The following is a 12,028-nucleotide window of genomic DNA, read 5'->3' on the forward strand; positions in this document are numbered from 1 at the left end:
ATGCGCTTCTAAAAAAGAAACTTATTTCGGATTTAAATTTCATGCACTTACTACTGTAGATGGATTTTTAACTGATTATGTTATAACTCCAGCAAACATAGATGATAGAAATGCGGTATGGGATTTATGCGATAAATATAGATCTATCTCTATAATCGGAGATAAAGGATACATTAACAAAAGGCTAACGCCTGAATTAAAAGGTGAAAGAGATATAAATTTACTATTCTTAAAAAGAGAAAATAGTAGAGATAACTATCCAAAAGAAGTAAGACAACTATTATTTAAAGTTAGAAGAAGGATAGAAACTAGTTTTTCTCAATTAACAGAACAATTAAATTTAAATAAGGTTAAAAGTAAATCAATGCTAGGATTTATGACTAGAACCTCAATAAAAGTTCTGGCTCATAATATTTCATTTCTAATAAATAAATTGATGAGAAATGATGATTCTATGGCTAAGATAAAAAGATTAGTATTTGGTTAATATTTACAAATACTAATCTTTATTGGATATTGTTTTTTGAAAAAATCAATTTACTTTATTTGGAAAATAATTTTAACTAGCACAACAGATTAAGTTACACTTAAATTATATAAGATATATAATATCAAAACAATTAAAATGAAAAATTCATTTTAATTATGCCTTAAACAATATCTCTTATATTTCAATTCACATAAATATGTTAATTGAAATTAATTCTAGCAATATTTCTTATTATAAGTTATGTTTATTTAATTTATATAATTCCAACTTAGAATTACAAAATGGTAAAGATAGTTACAGTTTATATATTATAAAAAATAAAAATTTCCTAAATATGTTATTATACAAATTGATTATATGGACAAAATAAACTTGACAAGAGTATTTAGATAAAATGTAAATCTAGTAACTTGTTAATATAATACATAGAGAGGAGACATAACTATGAAAGCAAACGTAGATAAAGATACTTGTATAGGATGTGGGGCATGCCCTTCAATATGTCCAGAAGTATTTAGCATGGATGATGATGGATTAGCTAAAGCTATAGACTCAGAAATACCTGAAGATGTACAAGAAAGTGCAAAAGAAGCTAGAGACGGTTGTCCAGTAGATGCAATAGACATAGACTAATAGAAAATCCCCTGTGAAATCAGGGGATTTTTAAATTATATCAGCTAATGTATACTCACTAAGTTTAAGTTTAAAGGAATTCAATGCATCATTTAAAGCTGGTTTTAATTTACACTCACCATTAAGATTACATGAAATAATATCAGAAGAAAAATATTCTACAATATTTAAATTATCCTCAGTAATTTCAAGTAGAGCTTCTAAATTAATATCTTTAGGATTCATAATCAACTTAACCCCTCCATTTCTTCCTTTAGAAGAATAGATATAATTATTTTTAGCTAATTTATATATGATTTTTTTATATGATTAGTAGACAAACCTAAAATAGAGGAAAGTTCATCTACAGTAAAAATTTCATTTGGGTGATTTCCTAAATATATAAGTATTCTAAAGCTGTAGTCTGTAAATTTCTATAAATACATAGTTACTCCTTAATAAAAATTTATTATATATTATAAAATATAAGATTAAGCATATATCAAAAAAATATTAGTTTTAATACAAATTTTAAAAATATTTAATATAAAATTAAATATTTTTAAAAGTGTAACATACGTTACGGATTTATTTTATCTTTCTATATATAATGTGTATATGAAATGAACATTAAAATATTGGAGGAAAAAAATATGGAAAATAAAATGTTTTGTTTTCAATGTCAAGAAACAGCAGGATGTACAGGCTGTACAAAATTTGGAGTATGTGGAAAATCACCAGATCTAGCAAGAATGCAAGATTTATTAATATATACAACAAAAGGATTATCTGAAGTAACAACAAGACTTAGAGAAGAAGGAAAAGAAGTAAGTAAAGATGTTAACCACTTAATAACTATAAACTTATTTACTACAATAACAAATGCAAACTTTGATGATGAAGTATTTTATCAAAGAGTTAAAGAAACTTTAGCGACTAAAGAAGATTTATTAGCTAAATTAGCTAACAAAGAAAACTTATCAGAAGCAGCATTATGGAATGCAGTATCAAATGAAGAAATGGATGTTAAAGTAAACTTATTAAGCAAAATAAAAGATGCTATACTTGGAAGTGGAAAAGAAGAATCAAATATAGATAAAATATTAGATGAAAAATCTACTAAAGTTGGAGTACTTGCAACTAAAGATGAAGATATAAGAAGTTTAAGAGAATTAATAATATATGGATTAAAAGGTATGTCTGCATATATGAAGCATGCTAATGCATTAGGATATGATAGTGAAGATATAAATGCATTTATGCAAGCTACTTTAGCAAAAACTTTAGATGATAATTTAAGTATAGATGAATTAATAGCATTAACTTTAGAAACTGGTAAAGTTGGGGTAGATGGTATGGCTCTACTTGATAGTGCAAATACAGGAACTTATGGACATCCAGAAATAACAAAAGTAAATATAGGTGTTAGAAATAACCCAGGTATCCTTGTATCAGGACATGATTTAAAAGACTTAGAATTATTATTAAAACAAACAGAAGGAACAGGAGTTGACGTATATACTCACTCAGAAATGTTACCAGCTCATTATTACCCAGCATTTAAAAAGTATTCTCACTTTGCAGGTAACTATGGAAATGCTTGGTGGAAGCAAAAAGAAGAATTTGAAAGCTTCAATGGTCCAATATTAATGACTACAAACTGTATAGTGCCACCAAAAGATAGCTACAAAGATAGAATATATACTACAGGAGCAGCTGGATTTGCAGGTGTTAAGCATATAAAAGGTGTAAGTGAAGATAATAAAGACTTCTCAGAAATAATAGAACAAGCTAAAAAATGTGCTCCTCCAACTGAAATAGAAACTGGAGAAATAGTAGGTGGATTTGCACATAATCAAGTATTTGCACTTGCAGATCAAGTAGTAGATGCTGTAAAAACTGGAGCAATAAAGAAATTCTTCGTAATGGCAGGATGTGACGGAAGAGCTAAATCAAGAAACTACTATACTGATTTTGCAAAAGCCCTACCAAAAGATACTGTAATACTTACTGCAGGATGTGCTAAATACAAGTACAATAAATTAGAATTAGGTGATATAAATGGAATACCAAGAGTATTAGATGCAGGTCAATGTAATGACTCATACTCATTAGCACTTATAGCACTTAAATTAAAAGAAGTATTTGAACTTGAAGATATAAATGAATTACCAATAGCATTTAACATAGCTTGGTACGAGCAAAAAGCTGTAATAGTGTTATTATCACTATTATACTTAGGTGTTAAAAACATACACTTAGGACCAACATTACCAGCATTCTTATCTCCAAATGTAGCTAAAGTTTTAGTTGAAAACTTTGGAATAGGTGGAATAACTAATGTTGAAGATGATTTAAAAATGTTCTTACAATAGATATTAAAATAAGGGAGCTATCTTAAAATAAAGATTAGCTCCTTTATTTATTAAAATATATTAAAAAGTGATAGTATTTAACTTGTCCTTAGTTTAGTAAAACTAAATAAAACAAAAATTTATATAAACAAAGAATTATATATACTAAACTTAAAAAATTTTAATCTAAACTTTATAAAAATTGTACACAAGTGAAACTATTGGAAATACTGGGTTTAAAGATATAAAAATAAAAATACATAAAAATACACAGAAATAGATTGAAAAAAAATAAAAAATATTTTATAATATTTAGTTTGTGAAAATGCACTATACAAATTAAATTCAAGTGTATATAATATTAGTAAATCAAAAAGAAAAGGATGGGATATTTGTGGAGAAGCGGACGCACGCAAAACACATAATACTAATATTACTAGGATCATTAATATTATCATTTGGAATTTATAACTTAAATTATCAAAATAATATAACAGAGGGTGGAGTATTAGGACTTTTATTACTCTTAAAAAACTTATTCAATATAGAACTTTCAGTAGCAAATCTAATAATAGACACAGCCTTGCTTATAATGGCATATAAATTTTTTGGAAAACAATTCTTAATATATTCAATAATAGCGACTTTTAGTTTTTCAACATTTTATGAAGTCTTTGAATCTATAGGACCATTAATACCCGTGTTAAATAGTAAGTTCATAGTTACCATACTTTCAGGATTATTTGTAGGAGTTGGAGTAGGAATAATTGTTAGAAATGGAGCTGCAGCAGGTGGAGATGATGCTCTAGCTATGGTAATTTCTAAAATTACATCTTTAAATATAGGTAATGTTTATATGATAGGTGATGTAGCCGTATTAATGTTATCACTAACCTATTTATCAGTATATGATATATTTTGGTCTCTTATAGCAGTTAATATAAGTGGAAGAACTATAGATTTTATATATAATTTTAATAAAAGTAAATTAGTGAAAATATAAAAATAAGGAGCTATTTAAAAGATAAAACTTTGAGATAGCTCCTTGTTTTTATATTATTCTTTAATTTAATGAACTAATAATAATATACAATGTTTTATATTATAGGTAACCACTGAATGGTTATAAAAAACCAATAAATTAAAAAAGTAATTATAAGGCTTATTAAAAAATGATTTTTTGTATATTTAAACTTACTTAAAACAAAGCTTAAGGCTAATCCTATTAAAAAATCTATTATACATGCAAGTGGAATATAATAGATTTGGTTTAGTTTAAATCCTCCCAAAATATTTATTATAGGCTCATACACAAATATAGTAGGAAATATATGAATTATATCGTTTATATGAGCAGATTTAAAAATTAAAATTTCTATTATATTAAATAAAAATGATAATAAAAGAAAAAGTAATCCACCAAATAGCACTGGTTTTTTTAAGATAAAATTATTTATTTTATTTAGCAATCAATACTCACCTCTTTAATTAAAGTTAATTACTTTAATTTATTATATATTACTAATAACAATAAAATACCTTTTATAGAATTTAAATTATTTTTTATATAGAAGCAAATTAAAATATGAAAAACTTTGTAAATGCAAAAATGACATTTTGAAATGCTTCGCCCACGCAGTGGCTCAAGCAACGGATGTATCCGTAGCAGGAGCAAGGATATATCGTTGGCGAAATGAAATGTTTCGCCGACACGTCGCTCAAGCGAAGCGAATTTTTATAAATACTAATAAAAATAACAAATACATAGTAACTATATCACAGTTTTTGAATGAATGAATAATATGTTAATAGGAACCAGTGAAATCCTCTAAAATATTCAATTTAAAAGGTGGTTATTTAATGAGACAGAAAAATATTAAAAAAAATAACAAATTTAATAACTCTTGTAATCAAAATGAATGTAACAATAAAAATTTAATATTTAGTTCTCAATTCAATAGTTGCATATCAGAATGTAATAAGTTCAAAGAAATGGCTAACCAAAAATGTCAACAAGCAGAGTGTGCTATGAATAGGGCAAATAAAATAGCTCAAGAGGCACAAGAAGCAGAAAAAAGAGCTGAAGCTTTAAAACGACAAGCTATAGAGGAATGTAAAAAAGCTAATGAACTTTGGGAATGCTATGAGGAGTCTGCAAACTCAGCTCAGGATTTAATGGAGGAAGCACAATGTTGTTTACAAGAAGCAGCTAAATGCTACAGAGATTGCTATAAAGATGATGTTGGATGTAACTTAGATGATTTTGGATATGATGAAGATGAAGACGAAGACTATGATTGTTATGATGAATGTGGATGCAATCACCATAATCAATGTGGGTGTAACTCAAACAAAGGATGCGGATGTTAAACAAAAAGGTGAACTATTTAAAATAGTTCACCTTTTTATTTATAGGGATTTTATAGCAAATTCAATTCTTTTAAGGCCTTCTAAGACCATAGATCTAGGACAAGCTAAATTTATTCTATAATAGCCATCTCCTCCTATCCCAAAAGAAGATCCATCGTTTAAGGCAATTCTACCTTTATTTATTAAAGCATTTTTTAAATCTTCTTTATCTACATTAAGGTTGCTAAAGTCAACCCATAACAAATAAGTTCCTTCAGGTTTTTTTACTTTCAATTGAGGCATATGATTTTTTATATAATCAATAGCAAAATCAACATTATCTTCTATGTATTTAATCAACTCATATAACCAATCTTCACCGTAGTTATAAGCAGCTTCTGTTGCTACTAAACTAAATGCGTTATTTCTTTTTATATCTAATATTGAAAAAGCCTTATCCATAACTTCATAATAATAAGGATTAGAAATTACTAAAAATGAACTTTGAAGCCCAGCTAAATTAAAAGTTTTAGTTGGAGCCATACAAGTTATAGTATTTTCGCTAAACTCCTTAGAAATAGACGCAAATGGAGTATGCTTATGATTTTTTAATATTATATCACTATGTATTTCATCAGATATAACTAATACATTATGTTTTAAACATATTTCTCCTAATCTAGTTAGTTCTTCACGAGTCCAAACTCTACCAACTGGATTGTGAGGATTACAAAGTATAAAGATTTTAACATCTTTTATTTTAGATTCTATATCTTCATAATCCATAACATAGCTTCCGTCATCTAATTTTACTAAAGGGCTTATAACTAAACTTCTTTCATTAGACTCAACGATATTATGAAATGGACTATAAACTGGTTCTTGAATCATTATTTTATCATTTTTTTGAGTTAAATTTTGTATTAATAAACTAATGCTAGTTATAACTGCAGGGCTAAACATTAACCATTCTTGATTTATTTTCCAACTAAATCTATTGTCAAGCCAATTTACTATAGACTCATTATAAGAAGATGGTCTAGTTGTATATCCAAATATCCCTTGTTCAAGTCTATCTTTTAAAGCTTCCATTACACAAGGTGCTGTTAAAAAATCCATATCAGCTACCCACATAGGAAGTAAATCATTAGTACCAAAATTTTTATTCATTTCAGACCATTTAGCTGAAAAATTGTTAGTTCTATCTATAATTTTATCAAAATTAAAATTCATATTTATTTCCCCCTTAAGCTTTCTTTTACAATCAGCAGTTAATATAATCGTAGCTATAGGATGTCTAAATTTCAATACAAAATAAGTAAATTATAAAATATTATTACAATATTTTATTCATGAGTTGACAAAAAATAATATTGTAATAAGCTTAAATAGGATATACATAATAAAATTAAATAGGAAGGAAGAATATGAAAGAAAAATACTATGATGAGTTGCTTAATATAAAAACCACAGGAGATCAAAGTTGGGATGAAACTAAGAAATGTTATCATCCATATGAACCAACTCCGTATTTTGCATTAGATAAATTATTTGAAAGTTACTATATAAATGAAAAAGACTCTGTAATTGATTTTGGATGTGGAAAAGGACGACTTAATTTCTATTTAAATTACAATTATAACTGCAATGTTTTAGGAATAGAAATGGATGAAAATTTTTACAATCAATGTATGGAAAATAAAAAAGAGTATTTGAAAAATAATAAAAGAGAAGAAGAAAAAATTAATTTTTTATGTACTTTAGCCCAAGAATATGAAATAAGTGATAAGAATAATAAATTTTATTTCTTTAATCCATTTTCTGTTCATATATTTATGAAAGTTGTAGAAAATATATTAATATCATTTGAAAATAATCCGAGAAAGATAGATATAATACTTTACTATCCATCAGATGATTATATATATTACTTAGAAAATTGTACACCATTTATGCAAATTGAAGAAGTTAGATTAGATGATTTATATAAAAGAGATAATCAGGAACGATTTCTGGTTTATGAGTTAAGTTATTATTAAATAATTATGAATTAGAAAATAAATAAGGAGTATATAATAAGCGTTATATACTCCTTATTTATTTTGAAAATGCACTTTTATATAATTATTTATTAAAAAATGTAAATACTAAATATTATAATAAAAGGTTAGAAGGGGTATATATGAAGCTTAATGAAAATATAAATAATATACAAAATCAAGATATCCTTCAAGGATTATCAAAAGAAGAAGTAGATAATCGTACAAAAGAAGGAAATTACAATAAAGCTGTAGATGGTGTTTCAAAAACAATTAAAGAGATAGTGATAGACAATGTATTTACCTTTTTTAACTTATTAAATCTTGTACTTGCAATACTTATAATACTTGTAAAATCCTATGAAAATGCATTATTTATGGGAATAGTAATATCAAATACTGTCATAGGAATAATACAAGAAATAAGAGCTAAAAAAACTATAGATAAATTATCTTTAGTATCAGCCTCTAAGGCAAAGGTAATAAGAGAATCTAAGGAAGTTGAAATAAATACTAAAGATATAGTATTAGATGATATTATAAAGTTTTCAAGTGGAGATGAAATAAGTGTAGACTCTATAGTTTTACAGGGAAATGTAGAAGTAAATGAATCTTTATTAACTGGAGAAGTCGATGAAATATTAAAAGTAGAAGGAGATACATTGTTATCTGGAAGTTTTATAGTATCAGGGACTTGTTATGCAAAAGCAGATAAGGTAGGGGAAAATAGCTATGCATCTAGAATAACTAAGGAAGTAAAAAAGAGAAAAAAAGTAAACTCTGAGATTATGAAATCTCTTGATAAAATAATTAAATATATAGCAATAGTTATAGTTCCAATAGGATTAATACTGTTTTTAAAACAAATGTATTTATTAGATTATGGACTAAAAAAATCTATAGTAAGTACAGTTGCTGCAGTTATAGGTATGATTCCAGAGGGACTTTATTTACTTACAAGTATATCTTTAGCGGTATCTGTTATAAGGCTAGGAAAAAGAAAAGTATTAGTTCAAGAACTTCATTGTATAGAGACTCTAGCTCGTGTTGACATGATATGCCTTGATAAAACTGGAACAATAACAGAGGGAAAAATGGATGTACGAGAAGTTATAGTATTAGATGAAAAATATAATAATGAAAATATAAATAAGATAGTGGGAGCAATAACTCATACACTAGATGATGAAAATTCAACTTTTAATTCATTGAGAAGATATTTTAAAGAAAATCCAAATTGGGAATATAAAAATAAAGTACCTTTTTCATCTGAAAGAAAATGGAGTGGTATTTCTTTTAAAGAAGAAGGAAGCTTTATAATAGGTGCCCCTGAATTTGTGCTAAATGAAGAATATATAAGTATAAAAGATAAAGTAGAAAAATATTCATCAAAAGGATACAGAGTACTTTTATTATCTAAGTATAATAAGGATTTAACCAATGACAAATTAGATAAGGATATAGAAAAAATAGCACTTATTATAATAGAAGATAAAATACGTGATAATGTAGAAAAGACATTTGAATTCTTTGAAAATCAAGGAGTTGAAATAAAAGTAATATCTGGAGATAATCCTGTTACAGTATCAAAAATATCAAAAACAGCAGGTATTAAAAATGCAGATAAATATATAGATGCATCAACACTTAACACTAAAGAAGATATAAATAGAGCAGTAGATAAGTACACTATATTTGGAAGGGTAAAGCCAGAACAAAAAAGAGAAATTATAAAATCACTTAAAGATAAAGGCCATACAGTAGCTATGACAGGTGATGGAGTAAATGATGTTTTAGCTCTTAAAGATAGTGATTGTAGCATAGCAATGGCATCAGGTAGTGATGCAGCTCGTAGAACAGCTCAACTTGTCCTTACAGACTCAAATTTTAAATCTATGCCTAATGTTGTAAAGGAAGGACGTAGGGTCATTAATAATATAGAAAAAAGTGCATCATTATTTTTAGTTAAGACAATATATTCATTTTTACTTTCTATTTTATTTCTTATTATAATGAAGCCTTATCCATTTGTTCCAATACAATTAACCCTTATAAGTGCATTGACTATTGGAATACCTTCATTTTTCTTTGCACTTGAATCTAATAACAATAAAATAAAAAAGGGATTTTTAAGAAATATAATAAAAAGATCACTATCAGGTGCGTTAACTATAGTAATAAATATATTATGTGTTGCATTTATATCATACAAAATAAATATACCTCATAGTCAAGTATCAAGTATATCTGCTATATTAACTGGATTTACAGGTTTAGTTATTTTGTATAGAGTAAGTATTCCATTTAACAATCAAAGGAAAATACTATTTACATTTATGACAGTATTATTTTTCTCAATAGTAATATTATTTGGAGATAGGTTTATGATATATAAACTTAATTTTGTACAAACTATTATATTAGCAGTGTTTATGATAATAACTCCTATAACTATAAAAATTATATCCAGCATTGTGGATAAAATAAAAATATTAAATAGGGAACATGAAAATCAAATATAGTATTACAATAAAAAGAGCGTCTTAATAAATATTTTAAGACGCTCTTTTATAAAATATTTAATTTTTATTATTATGCTTTTCTGGATGGCAATTAGTAGCATACATTTCTCTAGATTTCTTTAATGTAGAAGTCCATTGATTGTTATTTTCATCTTTTTCTTTTACATTTGTTTGGCTAGTTAAAGATATATTAGCACCAGCCCATTGATTGTTAGATTCACATTTTTGTTTTTTATCCATGGTAGTCACCTTTTCATAATGTATTTGAAAATATTTTGACCAAATAGATACAAAATTATAAATGTAATTTATTGAAAAGTCAGGTCTGCTATAATAAATAATATACAGGAGGGATATTATGGGGAAATGTAAAGATGAAATGATAAAATTAATAAATGGAGAAGTAGAAAAGGTATATATAATATCAGAGTTTGAAACACACTATGATATATCAAAATCTCTTCAAGTTTGGAAATATGATAAAGAAAAAGATATATTATCATATAGTATAGTTACTAAGAACAATATAAAAAGGCCTTATTTTATAAAAATAAAAAATGGAGCAAACTTTGTAGAGAAAAAATATGTAGGAGAAAGCATGGTAGATGATGCAAAGCTTACTATAACAACTGAAGAAGAGGCAATAGATATATTAGGGTTAGAAGTATTAAGTATATAAATAGACTATCTTAAGGGGATACTATGAAGAAAATTGTACTAGGTATATGTTTATTAACCATGACTTTATCATTAAATGGATGTAATAATAAAAATACAATAGAAAGTATTAATTTAAATAAACAAAATAATAATATAGATGTAATACAAAAAGAAATAGAAAATATGACACTAGATGAAAAAATAGGACAGATAATAACTGTTGGAATTGATGGATATACTATAAATGATAAAACTAAAGAGTTAATAGTAGATAAAAAGGTCGGAGGAATTATATTGTTTAAAGATAATATAAATGACTCTAATCAATTACTACAACTTATAAATAATATAAAAGACATTAATTCTAAAAATATAATGGAGAGATAAAGATTGATTTCGACGACAATAAATTTGTACTTAAATTTATATTTTCTATTAAAAATTGACCAGTTATGCTCATATACCCCCCAGTTTTACATACTATATTGAAATTGAGTTGGCATAATTGTAAATTAAAGTTAAGCAGTAGAAAATGTAAATTTATATTAAGGGGAGATATAATTATGAGTTTGAAAAAAGAGCAAAAAAGAGCATAGCATTGGCATTAGTGGGAGTAACACTTGCAATACCGTATTCAGGTGCTGTATCAGCTATGGAAAAAGGAGCTGTTACGAAGGGGATAGAAATTTAGATGAAAAAATATAAAATATTAGGCTTATTAATAAACCTAATACTATTAATTAGTTTATTAAAAGTTTCTAACCACAACATAGTAATAGAGATATTTTTACACCTAATAATTTTTATAAATATATTAAAGGATCTATTTAATAAATCATCCAAATACGTAGAAAGGTTAGTATTTGAAAATAAAAAAATTTTAGTATTATTAGGATATGTGGCATACTTTTTGATTATGGAATGTCTGATATTAATTGTATAATTTTATCTTTAATTTAATAATTTAAGTAATTAAAAATTATTAAATTAGGCTATGTTTTA

The 12,028-nt window shown here is 25.8% G+C and carries 13 protein-coding genes; 10 read left to right on the forward strand and 3 right to left on the reverse strand.

Annotated features, from left to right (window positions below; all coding sequences use genetic code 11):
* Together BN7997_RS15395 and BN7997_RS06120 are read left to right on the forward strand one after the other, a co-directional pair.
* On the forward strand, positions 1–487 hold a 487-nt coding region (locus tag BN7997_RS15395), incomplete at its 5' end, for an IS982 family transposase (RefSeq protein ID WP_143023228.1).
* Positions 488–934: 447 nt separating this feature from the next.
* Positions 935–1,123 (forward strand): ferredoxin, encoded by a 189-nt coding sequence (locus BN7997_RS06120; RefSeq protein ID WP_071119964.1) that lies wholly within the window; start codon positions 935–937, stop codon positions 1,121–1,123.
* A gap of 30 nt (positions 1,124–1,153) precedes the next feature.
* Here the strand turns inward: BN7997_RS06120 and BN7997_RS15980 are convergent, their stop codons facing one another.
* Positions 1,154–1,420 (reverse strand): RrF2 family transcriptional regulator, encoded by a 267-nt coding sequence (locus BN7997_RS15980; RefSeq protein WP_330385891.1) that lies wholly within the window; start codon positions 1,418–1,420, stop codon positions 1,154–1,156.
* Between the two features lie 335 nt (positions 1,421–1,755).
* On the opposite strand from BN7997_RS15980, the gene hcp reads away from it, so the two are divergent.
* The 3 genes from hcp to BN7997_RS06145 all read left to right on the forward strand — a co-directional run bounded on the left by hcp (position 1,756) and on the right by BN7997_RS06145 (position 5,826).
* Positions 1,756–3,477, forward strand: a complete 1,722-nt coding sequence (hcp, locus tag BN7997_RS06130; protein ID WP_071119965.1) for a hydroxylamine reductase — start codon at positions 1,756–1,758, stop codon at positions 3,475–3,477.
* A 373-nt stretch (positions 3,478–3,850) separates the two neighbouring features.
* Positions 3,851–4,459 (forward strand): DUF6198 family protein, encoded by a 609-nt coding sequence (locus BN7997_RS06135; protein ID WP_071119966.1) that lies wholly within the window; start codon positions 3,851–3,853, stop codon positions 4,457–4,459.
* Positions 4,460–5,316: 857 nt separating this feature from the next.
* Positions 5,317–5,826 carry a hypothetical protein gene (locus BN7997_RS06145; protein ID WP_071119968.1) on the forward strand — a complete coding sequence of 170 codons (510 nt, stop codon included), beginning with the start codon at positions 5,317–5,319 and terminating at the stop codon, positions 5,824–5,826.
* 39 nt (positions 5,827–5,865) lie between these two features.
* On the opposite strand, the gene BN7997_RS06150 is transcribed toward BN7997_RS06145, so the two are convergent.
* The gene (locus tag BN7997_RS06150) at positions 5,866–7,038 is read right to left on the reverse strand and encodes a MalY/PatB family protein (protein WP_071119969.1); all 1,173 of its coding nucleotides are present in this window, start codon (positions 7,036–7,038) and stop codon (positions 5,866–5,868) included.
* Positions 7,039–7,232: 194 nt separating this feature from the next.
* Here BN7997_RS06150 and BN7997_RS06155 point away from each other — a divergent pair, with 194 nt between their 5' ends.
* Together BN7997_RS06155 and BN7997_RS06160 are read left to right on the forward strand one after the other, a co-directional pair.
* Positions 7,233–7,844 carry a methyltransferase gene (locus tag BN7997_RS06155; protein WP_071119970.1) on the forward strand — a complete coding sequence of 204 codons (612 nt, stop codon included), beginning with the start codon at positions 7,233–7,235 and terminating at the stop codon, positions 7,842–7,844.
* Between the two features lie 143 nt (positions 7,845–7,987).
* A complete protein-coding gene (locus BN7997_RS06160; RefSeq protein WP_071119971.1) occupies positions 7,988–10,366 on the forward strand; it encodes a cation-translocating P-type ATPase in 2,379 nt (792 codons plus the stop codon).
* A 57-nt stretch (positions 10,367–10,423) separates the two neighbouring features.
* Here BN7997_RS06160 and BN7997_RS06165 read toward each other — a convergent pair whose 3' ends face one another.
* Positions 10,424–10,606: a hypothetical protein gene (locus tag BN7997_RS06165; RefSeq protein ID WP_071119972.1), complete on the reverse strand. Its 183-nt coding sequence runs from the start codon at positions 10,604–10,606 to the stop codon at positions 10,424–10,426.
* 118 nt (positions 10,607–10,724) lie between these two features.
* Here BN7997_RS06165 and BN7997_RS06170 point away from each other — a divergent pair, with 118 nt between their 5' ends.
* From BN7997_RS06170 to BN7997_RS06180, 3 genes are all read left to right on the forward strand, one after another.
* Positions 10,725–11,045: a hypothetical protein gene (locus BN7997_RS06170; RefSeq protein ID WP_071119973.1), complete on the forward strand. Its 321-nt coding sequence runs from the start codon at positions 10,725–10,727 to the stop codon at positions 11,043–11,045.
* Positions 11,046–11,068: 23 nt separating this feature from the next.
* The gene (locus tag BN7997_RS06175; protein WP_071119974.1) at positions 11,069–11,413 is read left to right on the forward strand and encodes a glycoside hydrolase family 3 N-terminal domain-containing protein; all 345 of its coding nucleotides are present in this window, start codon (positions 11,069–11,071) and stop codon (positions 11,411–11,413) included.
* A 304-nt stretch (positions 11,414–11,717) separates the two neighbouring features.
* Positions 11,718–11,969, forward strand: coding sequence for a hypothetical protein (locus BN7997_RS06180; RefSeq protein ID WP_071119975.1), 252 nt, complete (start codon positions 11,718–11,720; stop codon positions 11,967–11,969).
* Positions 11,970–12,028 lie beyond the last annotated feature (59 nt).

This window comes from Romboutsia timonensis (genome assembly GCF_900106845.1).
In the GTDB taxonomy this organism is placed as follows: domain Bacteria; phylum Bacillota; class Clostridia; order Peptostreptococcales; family Peptostreptococcaceae; genus Romboutsia; species Romboutsia timonensis.

Bases quoted from the DNA above. Each gene is read 5' to 3' on its own strand.
- BN7997_RS06165 (WP_071119972.1), bottom strand. From the start codon at position 10,606: ATGGATAAAAAACAAAAATGTGAATCTAACAATCAATGGGCTGGTGCT.
- BN7997_RS06155 (WP_071119970.1), top strand. From the start codon at position 7,233: ATGAAAGAAAAATACTATGATGAGTTGCTTAATATAAAAACCACAGGA.
- BN7997_RS06180 (WP_071119975.1), top strand. From the start codon at position 11,718: ATGAAAAAATATAAAATATTAGGCTTATTAATAAACCTAATACTATTA.
- BN7997_RS06160 (WP_071119971.1), top strand. From the start codon at position 7,988: ATGAAGCTTAATGAAAATATAAATAATATACAAAATCAAGATATCCTT.
- BN7997_RS06145 (WP_071119968.1), top strand. From the start codon at position 5,317: ATGAGACAGAAAAATATTAAAAAAAATAACAAATTTAATAACTCTTGT.
- BN7997_RS06150 (WP_071119969.1), bottom strand. From the start codon at position 7,038: ATGAATTTTAATTTTGATAAAATTATAGATAGAACTAACAATTTTTCA.
- BN7997_RS06170 (WP_071119973.1), top strand. From the start codon at position 10,725: ATGGGGAAATGTAAAGATGAAATGATAAAATTAATAAATGGAGAAGTA.
- BN7997_RS06175 (WP_071119974.1), top strand. From the start codon at position 11,069: ATGAAGAAAATTGTACTAGGTATATGTTTATTAACCATGACTTTATCA.
- hcp (WP_071119965.1), top strand. From the start codon at position 1,756: ATGGAAAATAAAATGTTTTGTTTTCAATGTCAAGAAACAGCAGGATGT.
- BN7997_RS06120 (WP_071119964.1), top strand. From the start codon at position 935: ATGAAAGCAAACGTAGATAAAGATACTTGTATAGGATGTGGGGCATGC.